This window comes from Patescibacteria group bacterium (assembly GCA_041661505.1).
Lineage (GTDB): Bacteria > Patescibacteriota > Patescibacteriia > Patescibacteriales > JBAZCA01 > JBAZCA01.
This window is the reverse complement of record JBAZUF010000005.1, coordinates 43,359-67,672: the sequence shown is the minus strand read 5'-3', so window position 1 is coordinate 67,672 and position 24,314 is coordinate 43,359. Positions and strand designations below refer to the sequence as shown.

General features: G+C 44.4%; 29 protein-coding genes. 27 read left to right on the top strand and 2 right to left on the bottom strand.

What is annotated here, in order from left to right:
- The first annotated feature begins 12 nt into the window (after positions 1-12).
- The 15 genes from dinD (at position 13) to WC715_05145 (ending at position 13,122) form a co-directional block, all read left to right on the top strand.
- Positions 13-840, top strand: coding sequence for a DNA damage-inducible protein D (gene dinD / locus WC715_05215; GenBank protein ID MFA6171816.1), 828 nt, complete (start codon positions 13-15; stop codon positions 838-840).
- A gap of 4 nt (positions 841-844) precedes the next feature.
- Positions 845-1,474, top strand: a complete 630-nt coding sequence (locus tag WC715_05210) for a phosphoribosyltransferase family protein (protein MFA6171815.1) — start codon at positions 845-847, stop codon at positions 1,472-1,474.
- Positions 1,475-1,483: 9 nt separating this feature from the next.
- Complete coding sequence (locus WC715_05205) at positions 1,484-2,068, top strand: hypothetical protein (protein MFA6171814.1); 585 nt, start codon at positions 1,484-1,486, stop codon at positions 2,066-2,068.
- Positions 2,069-2,118: 50 nt separating this feature from the next.
- Positions 2,119-2,916, top strand: a complete 798-nt coding sequence (gene pyrF, locus WC715_05200; protein MFA6171813.1) for an orotidine-5'-phosphate decarboxylase — start codon at positions 2,119-2,121, stop codon at positions 2,914-2,916.
- A gap of 54 nt (positions 2,917-2,970) precedes the next feature.
- Positions 2,971-4,008, top strand: coding sequence for an amidohydrolase family protein (locus WC715_05195; protein MFA6171812.1), 1,038 nt, complete (start codon positions 2,971-2,973; stop codon positions 4,006-4,008).
- 141 nt (positions 4,009-4,149) lie between these two features.
- Positions 4,150-4,617, top strand: a complete 468-nt coding sequence (locus WC715_05190) for a hypothetical protein (GenBank protein ID MFA6171811.1) — start codon at positions 4,150-4,152, stop codon at positions 4,615-4,617.
- 45 nt (positions 4,618-4,662) lie between these two features.
- The gene (locus WC715_05185; protein ID MFA6171810.1) at positions 4,663-5,337 is read left to right on the top strand and encodes a phosphatase PAP2-related protein; all 675 of its coding nucleotides are present in this window, start codon (positions 4,663-4,665) and stop codon (positions 5,335-5,337) included.
- Entirely contained in the window at positions 5,328-6,053 is a 726-nt protein-coding gene (locus WC715_05180) for a ZIP family metal transporter (GenBank protein ID MFA6171809.1), read from the top strand. The genes WC715_05185 and WC715_05180 overlap by 10 nt, the downstream gene beginning before the upstream one ends.
- Before the next feature lie 168 nt (positions 6,054-6,221).
- A complete protein-coding gene (locus WC715_05175) occupies positions 6,222-6,806 on the top strand; it encodes an RNA polymerase sigma factor (protein ID MFA6171808.1) in 585 nt (194 codons plus the stop codon).
- A gap of 39 nt (positions 6,807-6,845) precedes the next feature.
- Positions 6,846-7,655, top strand: a complete 810-nt coding sequence (locus tag WC715_05170) for a hypothetical protein (GenBank protein MFA6171807.1) — start codon at positions 6,846-6,848, stop codon at positions 7,653-7,655.
- Between the two features lie 113 nt (positions 7,656-7,768).
- Positions 7,769-8,266 carry a hypothetical protein gene (locus WC715_05165; protein ID MFA6171806.1) on the top strand — a complete coding sequence of 166 codons (498 nt, stop codon included), beginning with the start codon at positions 7,769-7,771 and terminating at the stop codon, positions 8,264-8,266.
- Positions 8,267-8,416: 150 nt separating this feature from the next.
- On the top strand, positions 8,417-10,435 hold the full coding sequence (locus tag WC715_05160) for a biotin/lipoyl-binding protein (GenBank protein ID MFA6171805.1): 2,019 nt from the start codon (positions 8,417-8,419) through the stop codon (positions 10,433-10,435).
- A 10-nt stretch (positions 10,436-10,445) separates the two neighbouring features.
- Positions 10,446-11,138: an ABC transporter ATP-binding protein gene (locus WC715_05155; protein MFA6171804.1), complete on the top strand. Its 693-nt coding sequence runs from the start codon at positions 10,446-10,448 to the stop codon at positions 11,136-11,138.
- A gap of 5 nt (positions 11,139-11,143) precedes the next feature.
- Positions 11,144-12,370: an ABC transporter permease gene (locus tag WC715_05150; GenBank protein ID MFA6171803.1), complete on the top strand. Its 1,227-nt coding sequence runs from the start codon at positions 11,144-11,146 to the stop codon at positions 12,368-12,370.
- A gap of 212 nt (positions 12,371-12,582) precedes the next feature.
- Positions 12,583-13,122: a hypothetical protein gene (locus tag WC715_05145; protein ID MFA6171802.1), complete on the top strand. Its 540-nt coding sequence runs from the start codon at positions 12,583-12,585 to the stop codon at positions 13,120-13,122.
- Here the strand turns inward: WC715_05145 and WC715_05140 are convergent, their stop codons facing one another.
- Entirely contained in the window at positions 13,123-13,536 is a 414-nt protein-coding gene (locus WC715_05140; GenBank protein ID MFA6171801.1) for a cupredoxin domain-containing protein, read from the bottom strand. It abuts the gene before it with no gap.
- 193 nt (positions 13,537-13,729) lie between these two features.
- Between WC715_05140 and WC715_05135 the strand changes: the two genes are divergently transcribed.
- The 12 genes from WC715_05135 to WC715_05080 all read left to right on the top strand — a co-directional run bounded on the left by WC715_05135 (position 13,730) and on the right by WC715_05080 (position 23,022).
- The gene (locus tag WC715_05135; protein ID MFA6171800.1) at positions 13,730-14,521 is read left to right on the top strand and encodes an ATP-binding cassette domain-containing protein; all 792 of its coding nucleotides are present in this window, start codon (positions 13,730-13,732) and stop codon (positions 14,519-14,521) included.
- 153 nt (positions 14,522-14,674) lie between these two features.
- Positions 14,675-15,421: an ABC transporter permease gene (locus WC715_05130; protein ID MFA6171799.1), complete on the top strand. Its 747-nt coding sequence runs from the start codon at positions 14,675-14,677 to the stop codon at positions 15,419-15,421.
- Between the two features lie 109 nt (positions 15,422-15,530).
- Complete coding sequence (locus WC715_05125; protein MFA6171798.1) at positions 15,531-16,424, top strand: DMT family transporter; 894 nt, start codon at positions 15,531-15,533, stop codon at positions 16,422-16,424.
- 20 nt (positions 16,425-16,444) lie between these two features.
- On the top strand, positions 16,445-16,630 hold the full coding sequence (locus WC715_05120; GenBank protein ID MFA6171797.1) for a hypothetical protein: 186 nt from the start codon (positions 16,445-16,447) through the stop codon (positions 16,628-16,630).
- 59 nt (positions 16,631-16,689) lie between these two features.
- Complete coding sequence (locus tag WC715_05115; GenBank protein ID MFA6171796.1) at positions 16,690-17,091, top strand: cupin domain-containing protein; 402 nt, start codon at positions 16,690-16,692, stop codon at positions 17,089-17,091.
- Positions 17,092-17,271: 180 nt separating this feature from the next.
- Entirely contained in the window at positions 17,272-18,045 is a 774-nt protein-coding gene (locus WC715_05110; protein MFA6171795.1) for an SIMPL domain-containing protein, read from the top strand.
- A gap of 4 nt (positions 18,046-18,049) precedes the next feature.
- Positions 18,050-19,396, top strand: a complete 1,347-nt coding sequence (locus tag WC715_05105) for a phosphodiester glycosidase family protein (protein ID MFA6171794.1) — start codon at positions 18,050-18,052, stop codon at positions 19,394-19,396.
- 9 nt (positions 19,397-19,405) lie between these two features.
- Positions 19,406-20,107 carry a polyphenol oxidase family protein gene (locus tag WC715_05100; protein ID MFA6171793.1) on the top strand — a complete coding sequence of 234 codons (702 nt, stop codon included), beginning with the start codon at positions 19,406-19,408 and terminating at the stop codon, positions 20,105-20,107.
- On the top strand, positions 20,107-20,382 hold the full coding sequence (locus WC715_05095; protein MFA6171792.1) for a DUF167 domain-containing protein: 276 nt from the start codon (positions 20,107-20,109) through the stop codon (positions 20,380-20,382). Before WC715_05100 ends, WC715_05095 begins: the two co-directional genes overlap by 1 nt.
- 53 nt (positions 20,383-20,435) lie before the next feature.
- The gene (uppS, locus tag WC715_05090) at positions 20,436-21,113 is read left to right on the top strand and encodes a polyprenyl diphosphate synthase (GenBank protein MFA6171791.1); all 678 of its coding nucleotides are present in this window, start codon (positions 20,436-20,438) and stop codon (positions 21,111-21,113) included.
- Positions 21,114-21,174: 61 nt separating this feature from the next.
- Positions 21,175-21,753 (top strand): hypothetical protein, encoded by a 579-nt coding sequence (locus tag WC715_05085; GenBank protein ID MFA6171790.1) that lies wholly within the window; start codon positions 21,175-21,177, stop codon positions 21,751-21,753.
- Positions 21,754-21,795: 42 nt separating this feature from the next.
- Complete coding sequence (locus WC715_05080; protein ID MFA6171789.1) at positions 21,796-23,022, top strand: replication-associated recombination protein A; 1,227 nt, start codon at positions 21,796-21,798, stop codon at positions 23,020-23,022.
- On the opposite strand, the gene WC715_05075 is transcribed toward WC715_05080, so the two are convergent.
- Positions 23,011-24,210, bottom strand: a complete 1,200-nt coding sequence (locus WC715_05075; protein ID MFA6171788.1) for a glycosyltransferase — start codon at positions 24,208-24,210, stop codon at positions 23,011-23,013. The two genes, WC715_05080 and WC715_05075, sit on opposite strands and share 12 nt — an antisense overlap.
- Positions 24,211-24,314: the final 104 nt, after the last annotated feature.

Here is a 24,314-nt window from a genome sequence, read left to right as displayed (position 1 = left end):
CAAGGAGGGCGTATGAATAACGAAATAATAATGTCCGGTCCTCATAAAAATTTTGAGGACATAAAAAAAATTGACGGAAATAGCATTGAATATTGGCTGGCGCGGGAATTAATGTTGTTATTGGGTTATGTCGACTGGCGAAATTTTGAAGATGTGATCGGCAAAGCCGCGCGGGCTTGCATTGAGAGCGGTCAAGATGTTGATCTCCATTTCGTTAAGGCTACCAAAATGGTAAAAATTGGCTTAGATTCGGTAAGAAGGGTTGTGGATTACAAGTTAGACCGGTATGCTTGCTACTTGATAGCCCAGAATGGTGATTCTAATAAACCTCAAATCGCCATGGCGCAAACCTACTTTGCCCTGCAAACCCGGAAACAGGAAATTTTTGAGCAATTGCCGGATAATGAAAAGAGATTGTTTATCAGGAATGAGGTAGCTGACTCAAACAAGAGGTTGTTTAAAACCGCTAAAAAAGCCGGAGTCAGCCGCTTTGGCACATTTAATGACGCGGGCTACAAAGGATTATATGGCATGCCGCTTTCGGAAATAGAACAAAAGAAGGGAATAAAAAAAGGCGAATTATTAGACCGTGCGGGATCAACCGAATTGGCGGCTAATTTGTTCCGCATTACTCAAACTGATGAGAAAATAAACAAGGATAAAATTGAAGGCGAGCGCGAGGCCACTCAAGCTCATTTTATGGTCGGAGGGAAAGTTAGACAGACTATTAAAGATATCGGCGGAGTCTTGCCGGAACGTTTGCCAACAGAAAAACATATTAAAGAAGTTAAGAAAGAGGTGAAAAAATTGGGAAAGGTTATAAAAAATAAATTGAATTAAAATTATGCGAGACATTTTTGACATTCTAAAAGAAGCGAATGCGATTTTGAAGGGCCATTTTGTTTTTACCAATGGCCAGCATTCCGATACTTACCTTAATAAGGATGGCCTTTACCCTTATGCCGAGTTAACTTCAGAAGTAGGGATGATGATGGCGGAGAAAACTAAAGACCTGGACATTGATACGGTAGTCGGCCCGGCTTTAGGGGCAATTATTCTTTCTCAATGGACGGCTTATCATCTTTCAAAATTGAAAGGCAAAGTAATATACGGCGTTTATACTGAAAAGATGCCGGATAAAAGCCAAAGGTTCACCCGCGGTTATGATAAGTTCGTAAAAGGAAAAAAAGTTTTGGTGGTGGAAGATTGGACAACGACCGGCCTCTCGGCTTTAAAAACTGTAAAAGCCATCCAAGAAGCCGGAGGAGATGTTGTCGCAGTTTGTTCCATGGTCAATCGGAATCCCGACGAGGTAACTGATGAATTTTTCGGAACAAAATATCTTCCGCTTAAGGCAATAAAAATTCAGGCTTGTAATGAGGATGAATGCCATATGTGTAAGCAGGGAGTGCCAATTTCAACTGAAGTCGGGCACGGGAAAGAATATTTAGAAAGGAAGGGAATAAAACAATAAGTATAAATTATGAGTACCGAAAATTTTTCAAAAAAATTTAAAATCGGCGTTTTTGGATCGGCGGCCGGATCTAATGTGGAAGAGTTAAAGCCGTTAGCGAGGAAAATCGGCGAGGAAATTGCTAAAAGAGGCGGGATTCTAATTTCCGGAGCGACCCGCGGCCTGCCTTATGAGGCGGCGATGGGAGCGGCCGAAGAAGGCGGAATGAATATCGGGTTTTCTCCGGCCATTAGCCTGGATGAGCATGTTGACAAATACAAAAATCCGGTAGAGCCGTATATTCTTGTTCTTACCGGCATGGGCCAAAAGGGAAGAAACATGATTAGTTGCCGGACTTGCGACGCCGGTATTTTTATTTCCGGCCGGACCGGAACTATGAACGAATTTACAATTTTGTATGACGACGGCGAAGCAGGAAATGTAATCGGATTTTTAAAAGGTTCGGGCGGAGTGGTAGACGAATACTTAATAAATTTTACGAAAACCACCGAAAAACCCAGCCAAGTGAAAATTGTTATCGAAGAAGATCCGGCTAAACTCGTGGAAAAAATTTTTGAGGCGCTGGATGCAGGTGAGATTAATAAACCAGCATAATGAGCCTGAATATATCGGGATATTAGAAAATTATAAACTAAAATTTCAGTATGAATATCATAGACAAATTGAATAAAAGAATGGACAAGGCGAATTCGCTTTTATCAGTCGGCTTGGATCCGGATTTTGATAAATTGCCGGAGAAATTTAAAAGAAAAGAAAATCCCCAGTTTGAATTTAATAAATATATCATGGACGAAACCCATGAATACGCGGCGGTTTTTAAACCAAATAATGCTTTTTACGAAGAGCGGGGCGATCAGGGATTAAGGGAATTGAAAATGACCATTGATTACGCGCGGGAAAAATATCCGGATGTTTTTATAATCGTGGACTGTAAGCGCGGCGATATCGGCAATACCAATAAAGGCTATTTAAAAGCGACTTACGACTGGCTGGGCGCCGACGCCCTGACGGTCAGTCCGTATATGGGTAAAGAGTCGCTTCAGCCAATCCTTAATCGCAAAGACAAGGTCTGCGTTATCTTAGTCCGGACCTCCAACCCAGGAGCCGGAGAATTTCAAGACCTGGTTTTTGACGGCAAGCCCTTGTGGCAAATCGTGGCCGAGAATGTGGTTAACGACTGGAATGAGAATGAGAACTGCATGATGGTAATGGGCGTTACTTATCCGGAAGAAATGAAAAAGGGAAGGCAGATTGCCGGGGATATGACTTTTTTGTCGCCGGGTTTTGGGCCCCAGGGAGGAAGTATTGATGAATGGATAAAATACGGACTGAATTCGGAAAAGAAGGGCCTCATAATCAATTCTTCGCGGGCGATAATTTTTTCCGACAACCCGAAAGAAGAAGCGAAGAAGTTAAGGGATGAGATAAATAAATATCGATAGTCGTAAATTCGGACAGTCTTGGCTGTAGTTAGACTAATTAAGGATTAACGTTTTATGGACAAGATTACAATAAGAAAACCGGATGATTTTCATGAGCATTTGAGAAGGGGAGAGGAAATGGAAAAGGTGGTTTTGCCGTCTTTAAAAGGTGTTTTCGCTAGGGCAGTAGCCATGGGAAATTTACCCGAGCCGATCGTTGCGGCGGAAGACGTTGTAAAATACCGGAATGAAATCGTGCGGGCGGCTGGGCCTGGGTTCGAACCGATTATGACCGTAATGCTCATAAAAAAAACCACACCCGGAATACTAGAAGAAGCGTTTGCCGCCGGGGCAAAAATTTTGAAGTTAATTCCGGGGCAAACTTCAACCGGTTCAGCTTACGGAATATCTTATCATGAACTTAAAGATTATTACCCGGTTATTAAACGGGCGGAAGAACTGGGCATGGTTTTTAGCATGCATGTAGAGTTGGCGGCCGAAGAAAATGGCGATCCCGTACCGTTTTTGGAGCGCGAATATAGGGCTATTCCGTTTTTAAAAAAAATAATTTCCGAATTTCCCAGGTTAAAAATCGTCGTTGAACATGCATCTACCAGAGAACTGATTGAGGCCGTGAAAGCGGCCGGGCCGAACGTAGCGGCCGGCTTAACTTATCATCACGCGGTGGTAATTTATGATGATGTCATTAATAAAGAAGGGAAGATAATTGACGCTTTTAAATACTGTATGCCGGTGGCTAAGACTGACGACGATTGCAAGGCTGTAATTGAGGCGATGACGAGCGGCAATTCGAAATTCTTCTTCGGCTCGGATTCAGCCCCGCACCCGATTGAAAAAAAACAAAGCGATAACCCGCCGGCGGGAATTTTTACCGCGCCCGTAGCATTACCCGGACTGGCGGAAATTTTTGAAAAAGAAGGGAAACTGGAAAAACTGGAAGACTTTGTTTCGAGATTTGGGGCGGAGTTTTACGGGATGCCTTTAAATACCGGCAGTCTGGAATTAATAAAAGAGGACTGGGCAGCGCCGGAGATGGTTGGGAACGTTAAGGTGTTCCGGGGCGGGGAAACTTTTAAGTGGAGAACTGCTTAATCCCGACCCGGTTATTTATTATTTATCGCCGGATGGCGAGACAGGAAAAAACCGCCCCAATTTACAGGGGCAATTTTTCTTAATGGACGATTTAACTTGTTTATGTAATAATAAACATAGTTAAATTTAAGGATTAAGAATATGCTGCCTAACGCATTGGAAAATTTTGGAAGATTTTTGCCCAGGCCGAAAAGCGTGCTTTTTTCCAGGGTAAATTGGGGCTACCTTATTTCAATGCCGGTGATTTACGGCATGATCGTACCAATAGCTTTTTTCCACATCTGCCTGGAAATCTACCAGCAGTTTTGCTTTCGGATCTACGGCATTCCTTTAGTAAAAAGCGAAGACTATTTCATTCATGACCGCCAGCTTTGGCCCTATTTGAACTGGCTGCAGAAAATGAATTGCTATTACTGCGGTTATTTCAATAACCTGGTCCGATACGCGTACGAAATCGGCGCCAGGACTGAACGCTTCTGGTGCCCAATCCGGTATAAAAAGAGGATTGAGAGGACGCACTCGCAATACGGAAAATTCATGGATGATAAAGACGCGGTAAAGATGGAAAAAAGATGGAACGAGCTGAAAGATTTTTCGGACATAAAATAACCGGCTTGGCGCCAAAGGATCCGCGGCGGATTTAGAGCCAAAAAAATGAGAAAAATTTTTAAAGAATTCCACGCGAATAGCAAAAGCTTTTGGACCCGGGAGAACCTGCCAGCCGTAATTTCGAGCTTGGGCTATCTTTTAGTCGCTTTAGTAGTCCAAAAGACAGCGGATACTTATGTAAGCGGAATTAACGGCGTAGCGGTAAGCGACGTATTATTAAATAACCTGCCGACCGTTGACGTTGATTTTTTTATCATCCAGGGCGCGCTGGCCGCCACTTTCATAGGCATCTTCCTGTTTTTTTATAAGCCTAAGTATTTTTGCTTCGGCATCAAAGCCTTTTCGATTTTTCTAGTCACCCGGTCGTTCTTTATCAGTTTGACGCATCTGGGCTATTCGCCAGACGCTTTAGCCTTAGACAACCAGAGCTTCGGCTTTGGCTTATTCAATTTGCTTTATAACAATACCAATGATTTTTTCTTTTCCGGCCACACAGGCATGCCTCTCTTAATGGCGCTCGTTTTCTGGCCGGAAAAAATTTGGCGCTATACTTTCATCGCAATTTCTTTTATTTTAGGAACCAGCGTACTTTTAGCCCACGTCCATTATTCTATTGATGTCTTTGCCGCCCCGTTTATAACTTACAGCATTTACGCCCTGGCCAAGTATTTTTTTGCCAAGGATTTTGATTATTCAAGAAAACCAGCTTCATGCCAGTAGTCTTATTTTCACTCGCGACTTTTTTTTCGACGCTAGCCGGCGGCCTCTTTGCCGTGAAATTCAAGGACAAGCTCCACTACATCATGGCTTTTTCCGCCGGGGTATTGATGGGCGTAGTTAGTTTTGATATTTTCCCTGAAATTATCGACCAGGTGAGGATTAATAATTTTGATTCCTTTGAGGTGATGACGGCGCTCGTTATCGGGTTTTTGGTTTTTCATATTTTGGAAAAAACCATTCTTATCCACCACGCCCAGGAAGACTGCTATGCCTGCCATAAGCATCCCCACGTCGGGGTTTTAAGCGCCTTGGCTTTGGCCGGGCATAGCTTTATGGATGGGCTCGGTATTGGGTTAGGATTTCAGGTTAATCCGGCCGTTGGAGTTCTGGTCGCCATCGCCGTAATCTCCCATGATTTTACCGACGGCATGAACACCGTTACCTTGATGCTCGCCAATAAAAATAGCGAAAGAAAAGCCAAATGGTTTTTGCTTTTAGACGCTTTGGCGCCGATTTTGGGCGCGGCTACGACTTTAGTTATTAGTTTTTCCTCTCATTTTCTCGTATTGTATTTAGGGTTTTTCGCCGGGTTTCTGCTATATATAGGGGCGAGCGACATCCTTCCCGAAGCCCATTCGAACAAGAGCTCGCCGAAATTGATAGTTCTGACGGTGCTGGGAGTGGCTTTTGTCTATCTGGTCAGCCGGGCGGCTTAAAAATTTTAACGTGGCAGTGTTTTCCGGCCGCCTATAGGCGGCTTTTATAGTCAAGCCAAGCCCTCTATGTAATATAAGCGCTTGGGAAAGACTAGATTGCCAAATAGCCCGCAAGGCGCTAGATTGAAGAAAATAGCCTGGCCATCCGTATTATATTATAAAGAGCTTATGCTGGATTTAGAACAAGCTGGCAAGTTAACTGACGAAGAGCTGGTAATCCGGTCCTTAGAAAACCAGGAGAATTTTTTATACCTCATTCAAAGATACAAGCTGAAAATTTTTAATTTTATCAAGCGTATAACCAATGTGCCGGATGAGGACGCCGAGGATCTGCTCCAGGACATTTTTTTTAAAGTTTACTTGAATCTAAATGGCTTTGACGCCGATTTAAAATTTTCGTCCTGGATTTATATGATCGCAAGAAACCAGGTAATTTCCAGCCATCGAAAATTGAAAGCCCGGGCCGAAGGCTATTCTTACCCGCTTTCGGATGAAATCGCGCAAAGGCTGGTTTCTGAATTTGACTTGAAGAAAGATATGGACAATAAGATTATAAAAGACAATATTGAAAAAATACTGGATGGCCTAAACGAAAAATACCGCGTGGCGCTGGTTTTAAAATTTTTGGAGGAAAAAAGCTACGCTGAAATCTCCGATATTTTGAAAAAACCAATCGGAACCGTCGGGTCGCTTTTAAATAAGGCAAAATTGGAATTTAAAAAAGAATTATTGAGGCAGGATATTAAATTATGAAATATAGCTCAAAAAAGATATTTATTAACGCCAAAGCGTATGCTAGAAAACAATAATTTTGACAAAGAGCTCCTTGACTCGATCAAGGATAAAAAAATATCGCCGATACCGCGGTGGCATTTTGTTTTTCGCGAACTGGCAATCTGGATAGCCGGGCTGGCTTTGCTTTTGGTCGGGGCGTTTTCTTTTTCCCTCATGATTTTTTTCTCCCAGTTTTCGGAATGGGGGGTTTACCAGAGGCTGGGCCGCTGGCCGCTCCAATATTTATTTATCGCCCTGCCGGTTTTTTGGCTCGCGCTTTTAATCAGCCTGACTTTTTTGGTTTTTTATGACTTCAAAAGAACAAAAAAAGGCTACCGTTACCCGGTTTTGGTTATAATCGGAGGAGCGGTCATCCTGTCCGCCGGATTGGGAGCGGCATTCCACAAGTTTGGACTCGCAGAAGAGATGGACGACCTTATCAGCCAGAACACTCCTTACGGATTTTATGGCGGAGTAATAAATCCCCATCTGGGTTTTTGGTCCCATCCCGAAGACGGCCGGCTGATTGGACTAGTCTTAGGCGAAGAGAAGGCCGATGTGTACGATGTAATTGATATAAGAAGAAAGGAATGGCGGCTATTCACCCAAGGGGCAAAAAATGACTGGGGGGTTGAAATAATGATCGGCCGCCCGATCCGCGTTATTGGAGAAGAAATTTCCGGCGAGGAATTCAAGGCCATCGAAATCCTTCCTTTGAATTCAGGAAGGGGAATTTTCCGGGGATTTCCCAAGGAAGGGATGCTGATGCCGCCGGGACCGCGGGGGATGGAGGGCTTTAGGGAGCTGGATGAGAGATTTGAAGAATAATCTTCGGTCCTGCGTATTTAACTGCAAGGGAGCCCCCTCTAGCTAGATCTCTATTAACAATTAATTTATCCCCTCCTTTGGAGAGCCAGCACCAAAGGAGGGGCAACCACACCATGAAAAAACCATATATCGCAATCTCTTCTTTAGCTCTTTTGAGCTTGGCCGTTTTGTCCGCCCTTCCGGTTTACGCCGCCGGAACCGATAACCCGGTATCAAACGGCGTAAAAAAGATCGGCCAGATGATGCACGGGAAAAATAATTGGAACAATTTAACCGATCAGGAAAAAGCCGATTTAAAAGCCAAGATGGACGCCAATAAGGCGCAAGCGCAGGCTAAGCGCGACGCCATAGATAAGGCCTTGGCGGCGAATGATTATAATGCCTGGGTAGCGGCTGTTGGCGCTAATAGCCCGATTGCCAAAAAAATTAACCAAGGCAACTTCCAGACTTACGTTGACGCCTACAATTTAATGAAACAAGCCCATGACAAACTTGAATCTTTGGGATTGGGAAACGGAGAACTGCGCGGCGAAGGACACGCGGGAATGATGGGTTTTGGGCCAATGGGCGGCAATGGGATAATGGGGCAAAACCAGGCGGCCAACCAGTAGGATTAATATGAAAAAAGAATTAACAATTAAAATTTTGACAATAGCTTTCTTTCCCAAGAAAGTTATTGTTATTATACCGAACCAGAGGCTTTAATGGAAAAATAATGGATTACGCATAACGTGAATAATCATTAATAGAAATTAAAAAAGATGAAAATCAAAATTCCGGCAATTATAAAACAGCATAAAATTATCACGGCCATAATCGTTATAGTAATAGGCGGCGGAGGATATTATTATTTCGGTTCCAATAAATCGTCAGCCGCCCCGCCGGCTTATGTTATCGGCAAAGTGGAAAAGGGCGCGATAATAACTTCGGTTTCCGGCACTGGCCAGGTGACGGCCACTAACCAGCTTGATTTAAAGCCCCAGATTTCCGCGAAAATTCTTACTGTCAACGTCAAAGCCGGCCAAAACGTTAAGACTGGCGATGTCTTGGCTACGCTGGATTCCAAGGACTTGCAGAAGTCGTTAAAAGACGCCAAAGCCTCCTACGATTCCGCGGTGGCGAGCTATAATCTTAAAATGGCCGGGCCGACTTCGCAGGACGCGGCCGTAGCCCTAAAATCCGTCCAGTCGGCCAAACTGTCTTATGACCAATCGCAAACTAATTTAGCTAATGCGAAAACTACGGCTGACCAAAATTTAGCCAAAACCCAGTCGAGCCTAACTAAAGCGCAGGCGGATTATGATAATGCCGTCGCCACTCAAGGCATAACCGGCGTATCAAAGAACTCTGACTTGGATAATGCTTATGTCGACGCGAAAACCACGATTAATTCCGTTTATTCCGCGGTTCGTTCATCTTTAGTTCTGATGGACGGCATTCTTGGGATGAATGATTATAACAATATTTCCAATACCTATAAAAATTCGCTCGGAGCGGTAAATCCCCAAACCTTGGTTACTGCCCAGAATTCTTACGAGGCCGCCCGCAATTCTTTCAATAAATTTCAAGCCGATTATAATGTTAACGCCAACAATTGGACAGACAGCCAGATTGAAGCGCTTTTATCCGATTCTACGGCGGTTTTGCAAAATGCCAGAAAAATGGATCAGGACGTTTATACGGTTTTAATAAATTCGGTAATTTCCGCCGATCTGCCGGAAGCGACGCTTACCAGTCTAAAAACTTCCGTCACTTCGCAGGAGAGCTCCGCTACATCCAATATTTCCGCCGCCCAGACAGCCTTGCAAAGTATTGCCTCGGCCAAATTAAGCCAGACATCTTCCGATATTTCCCAGTCTGGAAGCGTTGGTAGCGCTAAAACCGCTTTGGATACGGCCAAGAGCAATTTAACCCAGGCCCAGTCAGACAATGCCAAAAATATCCAGTCTGCCCAGGCGGACGTCGCTACCAAAAAACTTTCTTACGAAAGCCAAAAGGCTTCGTATGATTTAAAAATGGCCGCTCCCCGGCCGGTAGATATCGCGAGCTATAAAATCCAGATTACCCAGGCGCGAAACGGCTATCAAACGGCTTTGGAAAATTTAAAAGAAGCGACGATTACTTCGCCGATTGACGGCGTGGTGGCCAAGGTTTACCAAAACCCGGGCGACCTGTCCTCGTTATCCCAATCCACCCCTTTAGTGACTATAGTGACCAATAAGCAAATGGCCACAGTTTCATTAAACGAGGTGGATGCGGCCAAAGTTAAGACTGGCCAAAAAGCTACCTTAACCTTTAATGCCATCGACGGGCTGGAGATTACCGGAAGCGTAGTGGAAGTTGACGGGGTGGGGACCGTAACTTCGGGAGTGGTTAATTATTCAGTCCAAATTGCCCTGGATACCCAGGACGCGCGGATCAAGCCGGAGATGAGCGTTTCGGCCTCCATAACCACTGACCAAAAATTGGACGCTTTATTAGTGCCGAACACGGCAATTAAAACCGACACGAACGGATTAAGCTACGTGGAAATTTTAAAAGGTGCGACAGAAGTTTCCGGGAGCAGTGGAATTACAACAAGCGACACGCCGGAAATAAAATACGTTCAGGCCGGCTTATCGAATGATGCTAATACGGAAATTACCGAAGGGCTTTCGGAAGGGGATTTAATTATTACCAAAACTATTACCGGTACGGCGGCTAAAACTACCACTTCCGGCCAGCAGAGCGGATTCGGAATATTGGGCGGAGGCGGCAGCAATGTTCGGATGACGAGATAATAGATCTAATATGCTGGAATGCGTAAAAATCAATAAAATATACAATACCGGCGATGTGGAGACGCACGTATTAAAAGATGTGTCGTTTAAGATTGACAAAGGTGAATTCATTGCCATTACCGGCCCTTCGGGTTCGGGAAAATCCACAATCATGCATATTATCGGCGCTTTGGATACCCCAACCAACGGCCAATATCTTTTAGAAGGCCAGGATGTATCAAAACTCACTGACGAGGAACTGGCGGAGATTAGGAAAAATAAAATCGGCTTTGTTTTCCAAGCGTTTAATTTGCTCGCGCGATCAACCGTTCTGCGGAACGTCATACTGCCATTAGTCTACGCCGAAGTGCCCGGCGATAAAAGGGAAGAGATGGCAAAAAAGGCTTTGCTTTCGGCCGGCCTCGAAGAAAACCGCTGGTCGCATTTAACCAACCAGTTATCCGGCGGGCAAATGCAAAGGGTAGCCATTGCCCGAGCGCTAGTCAATAACCCATCCATAATTTTAGCCGATGAGCCGACCGGAAATCTTGACACCAAGACCGGCGAAATAGTATTAAAAACTTTCCGGGAACTAAATGAAAGGGAAGGCCACACTATTATTTTAATTACCCATGAGCGGGAAGTGGCGGCGCACGCCAACCGGATAATTTCCATCCGGGACGGAGTGATCGTCGAAGATAAAAAATCTCATAACGCCCAATAGGAATTATGCTAGTAAATGATTTATTCCAGGAGACATTTTTCGCTATCCGCGCCAACAAAGCCCGGTCAGGCTTAACGATTTTAGGGATAATTATCGGCATTGGTTCGGTAATCGCCATGGTCGCGATCGGCCAGGGGGCCCAGAAATCGATTGAAGCCAGCATAGAATCCATCGGCTCCAATCTTTTAATCGTTATGCCGGGCTTCCAGCGTTCTGTCGGCGGCGGCGGGGTATCGGCCGGCCGGGGTTCGGCCACTACCCTAACTACCGAAGACGCGGAGGCCATCAAGACTGAAGTTACCGGCGTCAAAGCCGTTGAGCCGGAAGTGACTGGCCGCTATCAGATAACCGCCAAGGGCACTAACACCAATACCCAGGTGGTGGGCACTGTAGCTGAATATCCGGCGGTCAGGAATCTCGAGATAGACCAGGGACAATTTTTTACCGAAACTGACTTAAGGTCTAATAGCAAAGTGGCGATTTTAGGACCGACAGCGAGAGACGACTTATTCGGCACCGGAGCTGACGCCCTTGGCAAAACTGTTGCCATTAAACAAGTTAATTTTAAAGTTATCGGCGTTTCTAAGTCCAAGGGCGGATCAGGGTTCGGTTCGCAGGACGACATGATTTTTGTGCCATTAACGACCGCCAAAGGCTATTTATCCGGAAGCGAGTACATTAGTACAATTTATATCCAATCCCAGGATCAGTCCGGTTTAACCGCAGTGCAAAATCAGGTTAATGATCTCTTGCTCCAGCGCCATAAAATATCTAACGCGGCTAATGCTGATTTCCAGATTTTAAACCAGGCCGACATCGTGGCAACGGCATCCTCGGTAACCGGAACTTTTACTATGCTTTTAGCCGCTATTGCCGGAATTTCCTTGATTGTGGGCGGAATCGGCATTATGAACATGATGCTTACTAACGTTACCGAGCGAACCCGGGAAATAGGACTGCGCAAAGCCATTGGCGCCAAAAGGAACGATATTTCCAATCAATTTTTAGCCGAAGCTATTATGCTTACTTTTATCGGCGGGGCTTTTGGGATTATTTTAGGCTGGCTTTTAGCCGCGATCGTTTCTAAATTCGCGAGCATCGCCACGTCGATTTCTCTGTCTTCCGTTCTTTTGGCTTTCGGCGTTTCGGCTGCCATCGGGATTATTTTCGGCTATTATCCGGCCCGGCGCGCCGCCAAACTGAATCCGATTGAGGCCTTGAGATATGAGTAAGAGTGTAATTAATATGTTAAGCTAAATTTCTAATTATATTATTCGTTTGCAGGTGAAAAATTAAGGAAACAGCGCAAAAATTTTTAACAAAATTTTAAACTCCCCCGCAAATGCGGGGTCAAACAGTAAAATTTTGTAGCAAAATTTTTACGCCGTTACAAACCATAATTTTTCAATGCTTCACTCATAATATAATTAGAAATATAAATTCTATGGACAAAAAATCAATTATTATCACTATTGTCGCGGCAATAGTGTTTGCCGGTGCAGGTTTTTACGGCGGAATGAAATACCAGGCCAGTAAAAGCCCGTTTGCCAATTTTCAAAGGAATGGCGGCGGTTTTGCCACGTTTGGCCAAGGCGCCGGTTCTGGCTCGGGGACTGGCGGCGCCAACCGGATTATGAGAAATAGCGGCGGATTTGTGGCCGGCGAGATTATAAAAAAAGATGATAAGAGTATTACTATCCAGTTAGGCGGCAATGGCGGAAACGCGAACAGCGGTGCAAATGGGTCATCCAACGCTACGGGATCAAAAACAATCTATTATTCCGACACTACTACGGTTTCCAAATCAGTTGACGGCACTAAAGATGACATGGCCGTCGGAAAAAATGTGATGATTACGGGAACCGCCAACTCGGACGGCAGTATTATCGCCCAGCTAGTGCAAATCCGCCCGGAAAACGCGGCAACAGGCTCAGTCGAAGTCCAGGGCAACCCCGCGCCAACGCAAGATAATCCGGCTAAATAATTATTCTACTATAAAATTTCCGACCATGCCCCTATCTTTATGGCCGGGAACGGCGCAATAATACTGGAAGGTTCCGGTTTGGTTAGGCGTGAAAGTTACTTCCGTTGTTTCTCCCGGCTGGGCCGTCGGGGTAACTGCGCTGAACTCATCAACTTTCCAGTCGTGCGGAAATTGTCCGTTGTTGGTAAAGGTTATCTTTACCTGCTGGCCGTTCTTAACCCTGATTTCACTGGGCGAGAATCTAAAGTCAGTTCCTGACACTGTTACTTTTTGGACATTTCCACCGGTGTTATCCGTCGAATTAGAGGGCGGGTTATTCGCGGCGTCATTTGTCGGCTGGCTATAGATATAGGCCAGCCCGCCAACAATAATTATCACGATAATAACCGCGGAAATTAAAATTTTGTTGTTCATAGTGATTAATTAATAAGTTAATGCTGGGTTTATTATATAGATGCTGTTAATACCATTTTCTTACAATGATGTTAAGTTCAAGTTAAGAGCCGCTTGCCTTAATGGCAGCTTAAAGCTTTTGCATTATTATGCGTATAAGTTATAATAGGATTATTCAATCCGGTTTCAGGGTGTTTTTTTATACACTAATATTATGATAAAAGTAGAAAATTTAACCAAAAAATTTGACGATTTTACGGCTGTCGATAATATTTCCTTTTCAGTCAAAGAGGGGGAAGTGTTCGCCTTTTTAGGCCCGAACGGCGCCGGCAAATCAACGACCATCAAGATGCTTACGACGCTTTTAAATCCCACTAAAGGGGAAATGGATGTGGCGGGATTTAACGTGGCCAAGGACTCAAGTAATGTCCGAAGGAATATTGGTATTATTTTTCAGGACCCAAGCCTGGACGACGAGCTGACGGCTTTTGAAAATCTTGAATTCCACGGAATTCTTTACGACGTGCCGAAGATTGAAAGGCGGAAAAAAATTGACGAGCTTTTGAAATTCGTAGAACTGGACGATCGGCGCAACAGTTTTGTTAAGGAGTTCTCCGGCGGAATGAAAAGGCGCCTGGAAATCGCCCGCGGGCTTCTGCACCACCCGAAAATTATATTTTTAGACGAGCCGACCTTAGGCCTGGATCCGCAAACCCGGAATCACATGTGGAACTATCTGAAAGAACTGAATAAAAAAGAGAAAACCACCGTGTTTTTTACTACCCACTACATGGAAGAAGCGGAAAAGATGGCGGAGCGGATCGCGATTATCGACCACGGGAAAATTATCGCCACTGGAACGGCTGATGATTTAAAGAAACAAACCAAGACCGAATCTTTGGAAGAGGCATTTTTAGCTTTGACCGGGAAAATAATCCGCGAAGAAGAAAGCACCTCTATGGATAAATTGAGGATGGGGAGGCGCATGTGGACGAGAAAGCGATAAGGAAATCCAATATCTTCTTCAGGGACATAAAAATTTTTCCAGCGAAAATTTTTACTCTGCTTTTGGCCAAAATTTCGCCCCGGGCGAACCAAGCAATTTTAGCCAAAAGAACCCCTTCAGAAGATATTGGATTTACTTAGATAAATATTAGATATGAAAAAAATATACATACTCTGGTTACGCCAAATTAAAAGATATACGCGGTCAAAGTCGCGGATTATCGGCTCCTTAGCCCAGCCTCTGCTTTTTCTTTTGGCTTTGGGCTATGGCTTTGGGGCGGTATTTCAAAAGGCCGGAGCCGGGAACTATATTGAATTTTTAGCGCCCGGAATTATCGGCATGTCGATAATTTTCACTTCGATTTTTTCCGGAATGGAAATTATCTGGGACCGGCAGTTTGGTTTTTTAAAAGAAACTTTAGTCGCGCCTATGCCGCGGGTCAATATTATGATCGGACGGACTTTAGGCGGAGCCACAGTGGCAACTATTCAGGGGATTATAGTGTTTTTAATTTCCATGCTGGCTGGCTTCCGGCCGGTTAGCTGGAGCTTGGTGCCTATGGCAATACTTGTTATGGCGCTCGTGGCTTTACTTTTTACTGCCCTGGGAACGGCTATCGCGTCGTTTCTGGAAGACATGCAGGGCTTCCAGCTGATTATTAACTTCCTGGTTATGCCTTTATTCTTCTTGTCCGGCGCCCTGTTTCCCTTGCAAGGCCTGCCTAAAGCCATTGATATTGTCGCTAAGCTTGATCCCTTAACTTACGGCATCGACGCCCTGCGCGGCTTTTTAATCGGCACTTCGCATTTCAGCCTGGCTTTAGATTTAACCGTATTGTCGCTAGTAACTATGTTTTTTCTTCTCTTAGGCAGTTATTTCTTTTCTAAGATTCAGGTCTAAAAATTTAAATAAAGCCAGTAAGGCTAAAATCATACGCCCCGGCATGGGCGTATTTTTATTGTTGGCTTTTTTAATGTTTTAGTTATAATATTGAAATATAATAATAGATATGGCTATCAGTAAAGAAAGACAAGGGGAAGCGTCAATATTGTCCGGCACCATGCTCTGGAGTTTTTTTCCTATCATCACCGCGTTATCCTTAAGAGCAATTCCTCCGCTGGTGTCGTTAGGTATTAGTACTTTCTTCTCCGCGGTTTTTTTCGCTTTGGCTTTAACTCTTAAAAGGAGATGGCCGGAATTAAAAAGACGGGAAGCGTTCGGCGATATCTTATGGGCCTCAATAATCTTGGGGGTGGTTTATTATCTTTTTTATTATTTCGGCCTCCGCTACACTACTCCAGGCAACGCGGCCATTATCGCTTTGACTGAAGTATTTTTTAGTTTTGTTTTTTTCCATTTATGGCACAAGCATTATATTCCCAGGACGCATATTTTCGGCGCTTTCTTGGTTTTGGCTGGAGCCTTGATTGTTTTATATCCAAATTTTCATAAGCCGCAAATCGGTGATTTTCTGGTTTTAATCGCCGCCTTTATAGCGCCGCTAGGGAATTTTTTCCAGCAGAGAGCCAGGAAGAGCGTTAGCAGCCAATCAATTCTTTTTATCCGGGCTATGGTTAGTTTTCCTATTATTTTAACTTTAGCCGTTTTTTTTAACTCCAATTTTTATTCATCCGGCATAAAGAGCGTCATATTTTATTTATTGTTAAATGGGTTTATTCTTCTCGGCTTTTCAAAGATTTTATGGATTGAAGGAATCCACCGTATTAGCGTAACTAAAGCAACGGCCTTATCCAGCACTTCGCCTCTTCTGACCCTGTTTTTCGTCTGGCTGATTCTTCATGATGCTCCTACCGGTTTTCAGTTATTATCAATCATTCCAATGTGCGCCGGGGTAATTTTATTAGGAATTAATAAGAAATCTGGGGCGGCAACGGCAAACTAAAAAATAAATATCAATAAGCCATGGAAATGAAAGGGGAGAAAATTGATTCTGAAAAGCTGTTAAGCTACTCAAACTGGCAGCTTATCCGCGATATCGGCAGCTACTTAAAGCCTTACCGCTGGCGGTTTTTTTCGCGTCACTCCTCCGGTTTTACGAGCTGTGGAACAAACAAAAGCTTTGATATAATAACCTTAATGAATTATTAATAAAGAGATGGCAAAATTAATTTGGTTTAATATTTAAATCTTACTTAAAGCAAAAATTTATGAAAGGCTATGTTTCCAACATCGAGAAACTAACTTTAAAAAATGAGAATTTTCGCCAAGTACTCTATACCGCGAAAAATTCCCAGCTGGTATTGATGAGCTTGGATCCAGGCCAGGATATCGGCGAAGAAGTCCATCATCTTGATCAATTTTTACGGGTCGAATCCGGTATTGGCAAAGCAATTTTAAACGACGCCGAATACCCGATTGAAGACGGTTCGGCGATTGTCGTTCCGGCCGGAGTAAAGCATAATATTTTAAATACCTCAAACGATAAGCCAATGAAGCTTTATACGGTTTATTCTCCTCCCGAGCACCGCGATAAGGTGATGCACGTGACAAAAGGAGAAGCTATGGCTGACGACGAGCATTTCGACGGCAAAACGACAGAGTACGAATAAAAATAGCGGCAGGATTAAGAGGTGGAGGCGAAGAAAACGGCCCTGAAGATTGGTTTGAAAAAATTTGATATAAGAAAGCGCTTAAAAATAGCCTTGCCAAGTGCGGGCTATTTTTATATGATTTAGATACGAATTTATTCTTCATCGCGCATTGGGCATAATCTGATGCGCCAAAAATTTATGCTTAACTCATCAAGCGAAAGCTGGTTAAAATCAAAACGCCCCCTAGTCCTTTTAGGGGTATTGGTGGTGGGCGCAATCGTGGTTGTATCGATTTTACGCGACTATATTACGAATCCGGACCAAAACCAGGTAGCGGTGATCGGCCAAGGGAAAGTTTACTACCAGCCGGACATCGCGAATATTACTTTGGGCGTCCAGGTTGATAAGGTAAAAAAGGCCGAAGACGCTTTAAATCAGCTGAACGGATCAATTAATAAGATTATTGAAGCCGTCAAGAAAGCCGGCGTCAAAGCCGAAGATATCCAGACCCAGAATTATTCATTAAATCCCCAGTATGATACAGTCAACGGCATTTCGACGGTTACCGGCTATAGTGCTAACCAGCAGTTAGTAATTAAGGTGAAAAATTTCAAATCCGGATCGGATCAGGTTTCCAAAGCAATTTCCGAAGCTTCCAAAGCCGGAGCAAATCAGGTAGCCGGGATAAGTTTTGACTCTTCAAGGCTGGAGGATTTGAAGCAGGAAGCCAGGATTATAGCTATTGCGGATGCCCGCGCCAAGGCTGGCAGTATCGCGGAAGCGGCCGGAGTAAGGCTGGGCAAGGTAATCGGCTGGTGGGAAAATATCATACAGGCGCCTAACACAAGCCAGTATGCCAGTCAGGATTATGGGAAAGGCGGAATGGGCGGCGGCGAAGTTTCCGCACCGTCAGTACCGTCCGGCACCCAGGAAATTATAATTGAAATTAATTTGAATTATAAAGTGCGATAGAATTATGAAATGCTTTTGGTTATTTTTATCCGCGGCGCTTTTGATACTCCCGCTTAAATTAAACGCGGGGCCGCTGGGAAAAGAATTGTCCGGACGGATTCTTTTGAACGTGGAGAAAAACGGGGAAGCCTGGTACGTAAATCCATGCAACAATAACAGATATTATTTAGGCCGGCCGACAGACGCCTTCCGGATTATGCGCGAGCTTTCTTTGGGAATAACCAATGAACGCCTGGCGAAAATTGAACCTTCGGAAAGGGATAAAAATATTTTCATACCCGGAGAAAAGAAGGTGGCCGGAGTAAAAGAAGCGGCTACCTCGACTCCCAAAACGGCTGTAAGTGCAAGCCCGGTCGAGCCATTAGCCTCTGCGCCAGCTTCGGCGCAAACAAACGATCCGGCAAAAAGTTATGACCGCCAGCTAACCCAGAGCCTTGCGGGAAAAATTTTACTTCAAGTAGAAGGAAATGGAGAGGCCTGGTATATCAACCCGACAGATCTGAAAAAATATTATTTAGGCCGGCCGACAGACGCTTTCCGGATTATGCGCGAGCTTTCTTTGGGAATAACCAGTGAAAATTTGGCGAAGATCCACAAGCCGGGCACAGCTGAATCGATAAATAATTACAGCCAATACGAGCATAAAAAAGTGACGGCTGGCAGTAAGATATTTACGCTGGACCTTATTACCATAGATTTAACCAATCCTAAATTAAAAATAATTACTGATACGGCCAACGAAGCCAACTGCAAAACCAATTGCCCGGTAAAATCATTGGCTAAATACGCGCTCTCGTCCAGCGCCTTTGCCGGAATAAACGGATCATACTTTTGCGATTCCGGCGGATGCGGATATAATTCCACTTTTTACCCGACTTTCAATACGCGGCTCGGAGTCATGATTAACGAGGACCAGCTGAAATACTGGACGACCGGGCCGATGTTCGTCTTTGACCAGAACAACAAATTCTATTATTTTAAAGACAGCCGGGAATTTGGGAGCGTCGCTGGCTTCGAAAAAAACTACGGAGTAAAATTGCAGGCGGCCATCGGCAACAAGCCGAGGATGATTCAGGACTACATGAATTATCTAATTGAATGGGAGCTGGACAAAAAGCAGCTGACCCAGCGTTCGGTCCATAACGCTCTGGGTTATAAAGAAAATAAAATTTATCTGGCAGTCGTCTATAATTCCACCTTTCCGGAAGCCGCCGAGGTGATGCAGTCTCTTGGCCTGGAATACGCCTTAAACCTTGACGGAGGCGGTTCTACTGCCTTATGGTATAATGATGAATACATTGTCGGACCGGGCCGGAATGTCCCCAACGCCATTGTTTTCAAAGAAGAGTAGCCAGCGACTATGCTTTTTAATTTTTCAAATATAATTTGGGGCGTCTCGGAGAAAAAAGACGGGTCAATGAAGCTTTTTAAGGATCAGGAGCCGGAAGAAAATATTTTAAACCGGGAGAATTTTTTCAGGCTCCGCCAAATTGAAAATTCCCGGGTAATCTCGGCGGAAAATACCCACGGAATAAATATCAGCCGGGTATCAGTATTGGAAGGCGGCCGTATGATTGATAATGTTGACGGGCTGTTGACCCGCGATAAGGCAATATTAAGCGTTACCATAGCGGACTGCATGGCAATTTTTATCTTTGATCCGGAAAAGAAAGCGGCCGGCATCGTCCATGCAGGCTGGCGCGGCCTCGCCAGGGGAATCGGCAAAGAAGCCGTAAAAAGGATAAAGGAAGAATTCGGCTCCCGGGAAAAGGATTTATATTTCTTTGTCGGACCGCATCTGAAAAATTGCCACTTTGAAATTAAGGAAGATTTAATGGAAGAATTTAAACATTACGGCAGCGGGGTTATAAGGCGCGGCGGCAAATATTTTTTAGACATGCCGGCAGTTTTAAAAACCCAGCTAAAAACCGCGGGCGTTCCGGAAAAGAATATCAGGATAAGCGGCAAATGCACCCATTGCCTGGATAGTAAATATTTTTCTTTTCGCCGCGAAAAAGCGAAGCCTTTAAAAGCGATGATTGCCTATATCGGAATAAAATAATGCTAGAGCCATTTAAGAAACAATTTAAGGAAAAAGGAGAAGTATACTTAAGGGTAAAAGTGAGAACCGGAGCCGGGAAAACCGCGGTCCGCGAAGTTTTGGAAGGCGAAGAAGGAAAAACAATAAAGATTGACGTGGCCGCCCAGCCGGTAAAAGGCCGGGCAAACGAAGCACTGGTGAAATATTTAAGAAAAGAATTTTTAGCCGTAAACGTCAAGATTATAAGCGGAGCCGGCGAGAAGATAAAGTTATTAAAAGTTTCAAGGGCGGCCTAAAAGACGGGCATTAAAAATCAGCGAGGCTGGCCGCTAATCGCCAGCTGGCATATATGGAAAAAAATATCCCCAACCATATCGGAATAATCATGGACGGAAACCGGCGCTGGGCGGCCGAACGGAATTTGCCATACCAGGAAGGGCATATCAAATGCTATGAAAAAATGGGCTTGTCTTCCCAATGGTTTTTTTCGCGGGGAGTAAAGGCGCTTTCGTTTTTCGCTTTTTCCGCCGAGAGCTGGGACCGTCCGGCCGAAGAGGTAAATTGTCTGATGAAAATTTTGCGGCAGGCCATAGAAAAAGAAGCCGAGCAGGCGGTGGAAAAGGAATATCGCCTTATCTTTAGCGGGCGGGTCGGCGAACTGCCCGGAGATTTACCGCAAGCGGTGCAAGTTGCGGCCGACAAGACTAAAGACGGCAAAGCCGGGACTATCAACATTTGCCTAAATTACGGCGGCCGGGCAGAGCTGGTTGACGCTATAAAAAAAATGATTAAAAACAATGTTTTGGAAGACCAGGTGCACGAAGGGATAATAAAGAAATATTTGTATAATGGAGAGCTCCCGGATCCGGATATAGTTGTCCGTACTTCAGGCGTAGAAAAAGTTTCCGGGTTTCTGCTTTGGGAAGGCGCTAATTCCGAGATACTGTTTTTAAAAAAGAACTGGCCCGAATTCGAACCCGCTGACGCGGATTATATTCTTAATGAATTTAATAGGAGGCGAAATTAAGAAGCTAATTACTCATAAGAATTTAATGGGTTTAAATATTAATTAATATAAGCGTTAAATTATGCTCAAAAAAAATTTTAATCTTAAATTTTTTTTCTTAATAATATTACTAATTCTTGCTGGCGGTTTATTAGTGCAACAAAGAGTTTGGAAGGGGGCAAGGGCTGATCAATCGCAATATGATGGAGTCCATCCTTATCAGTCTATCGGCGTTTATAGTAACGACTTATCTCTTCGGTTGGGCACTTATTTAAGTTTGCCGGAAAAAAGCACCTGCGAGGGCATGATCTACTTTGATAAAGATGGTTTTATAAGAATGCTTAACAGTTTTGATTGCGCTAGCGCGCATATTGCAAGCGCGCCAGAGATAGCTTTGAATTATGAAACAAATAACTGTACCGGCAATGCGTATGTTTTGACAACTCTGCGAGTCGGCAAAAAAATATCGAAAAACAATAATGAATTCTTCATCTATGATACTGACGGCAAAAATAAATGCGTCAAAATATTTTCAGTCAAGAAAAAGGGTGTATGCGAGGGGAGTACAGGTCAAAAAATATGCATGCTTCTCGCCTCTCCCTATATGCCTTTGTGCGGCATCGACGTCAAGGGCGGGTCTTGCAGGCTGAAGCTTGAATAATTCCTAATTGAATTTAAATTTGAATTTTGCTACTATGGGGGCATGGAAACGAGAAAAGAAACAAATCGTACGAATATTTCACCCTTAGCCGACCGGATGCGGCCGGTCGATTTGGAAGAAATGGTGGGACAGGTCAAAGTGGCCGGCAAGGAAGCTATGCTTCGGCGCGCCATTGAAGCCGGCGAGGTGCCGTCCATGATTTTGTGGGGGCCGCCGGGTTCGGGAAAAACGACTTTAGCCCGTCTGATTGCCGGATATTTAAAAGCCGAATTTATCCAGTTTTCGGCCGTAACGAGCGGCGTGAGGGACTTAAGAAAGATTATCGACCGGGCCCGGGAGAATTTGCTATACGACAAAAAAACCATCCTGTTTATCGACGAAATTCACCGCTGGAATAAAGCCCAACAGGACGCGCTTTTACCCCACGTGGAAAATGGCACGATCGTCTTTATCGGCACTACAACTGAAAACCCGAGTTTTGAAGTCAGACCGGCGTTATTATCAAGATGCCGGGTTTTTGTTTTAGAGCAATTAAGTGAATCTGAACTGGAAGTAATTATTAAGCGGGCCTTGGCTGATACTGAACGCGGGCTGGGAGCAAAAAAGATAAAAATAAGCGATGATAATATTAAAATGATCGCCAAGATGTCGAACGGCGACGCGCGTACGGCATTAAATGTTTTGGAATACGCGAGCAATATCACTAACGAAATTTGCGAAAAAGAAATTGAAGAAGCTTTTCAAAAATCCCATCTTCTTTACGACAAAGACGGGGAAGAGCACTATAATATTATTTCGGCTCTCCATAAGTCCCTGCGCGGATCAGACGCGGATGCTGGATTGTATTATCTCGCGCGGATGCTGGAAGGCGGAGAAGATCCCTTGTATATCGCCCGGCGCCTGGTGCGTTTCGCTTCGGAAGACATTGGCCTCGCCAATTCCCGGGCTTTAGAACAAGCGGTAGCGGCTTACCAGGCTTGCCATTTTATCGGCATGCCGGAATGCGGCGTGGTTCTAGCGCAGGTAGTGGTTTACCTGGCTAAGTGCAAGAAATCGAACGAACTCTATATTGCTTATGGCCAGGCTACTAGCGACGTGCATGAGCATGGCAACCTGCCTACGCCTTTGCATATCCGAAACGCCCCGACTAAACTGATGAAAGACTTGGGGTACGGCAAAGACTATAAATATTCGCCTAAATTCGATTACAAAGAAGAGCAGGAGTATTTTCCTGACAAGCTCAAAGGAAAAAAGTATTTAAAAGGATGAAGCGTAGATTTTTTTTGTCTTCTCAAGCATTTCCCGAAGAGTAAAACCTTGGGGTATTTTTTTTATTGGAAAAGGACGCCCAAGATGGCGGCTGATTTTTTCGGCGAGGGCTTGAGAATCGCCGGGTTCAACAAGGTCAGCGCTATAACCGGCTAAAACCTCCGGATTGCCGCCGACCTCGGTAGCGACTATAGGCAGTCCTGCCTGAACTGCTTCGATCAAGGTGTAAGACAAGCCTTCTTTAACTGAAGAAGAAACATAAACATCAAAAGCTTTTAAAAGGCGCGAGGCGTCCGAAATGCGGCCAGCCAGAATAAACTGTTTTTCCAGATGATGTTTATTTATCAAAGCCTCAAGATTTTTTCTTTCTCCGCCTTCGCCGATGATGATAAAGGCGAGCGGAGAACGCGCAGTCTGTCCAGCCTGGGCTTTGGTTTGGCCGGAGAGCTGGCTTTTTAATAGACTCGCGGCCGCTTCAATAAAATATTCAAAGCCTTTAGTCTTATATAAATTACCGATGGAGCCGATTACCAAGCTGTCTGGCGGAAGATTTAATTTTTGGCGGGCATCTTCTTTAGTTAAGAAATTAATTTCGCCGATGCCGTTATGGATAGTGACTAGCTTTTCCGCTGGAGCGATTTCTTCCTTTAGCGCGGCTTGCCGGTCGAATTCGGAAACGCAGATTATTTTATCTTTATAACGGGCCGTAAATTTTTCCGCCCATTTGTAAAAGGCTTTTTTAATCCCCGACATAGGCTCGTTAAAGACCCAGCCGTGGGCAGTATAGATTATCTGGGTCTTTTTGGATTTTACTGCCCTTGCCGCTAAAGAGCCAAGAATGGAGATCTTAGAGCTATTCAAATGGATTATATCCGGCTCTAATTTTTTGATTAAAGCCTTGATTTCAAAGTAGGCCCAAAGGTCATTTCGAGGGCAAATACGGCGCTTAAGATGGGGTAGGAAAAAAGCGCTAATTTCTTCGCTTTTTAAGGCTTTAGCCAGCTCCCCAGCCTCGCCCGGCTCGCCCCGCCGATTGCGGGACAGGCCAAAAGCCACGCTAATTTCGTACTCTTCCTTAAGGTTTTTAGCCAAATCAAAAATATAGCTTTGCGCGCCGCCCAGCTCGGATTGGGTAATAAGGTAGAGGATTTTACCCGCCGGGGAGGCGGATTTTTTGACTTTTGCCATACTTTATTTAATAATAAGGTATAGTGTTTAAAATTGCAATTTTATCAGCTTGGACAATATACGCTCATCCATGGATGATTTTTGCCTTTGTCACGCGCAAATTA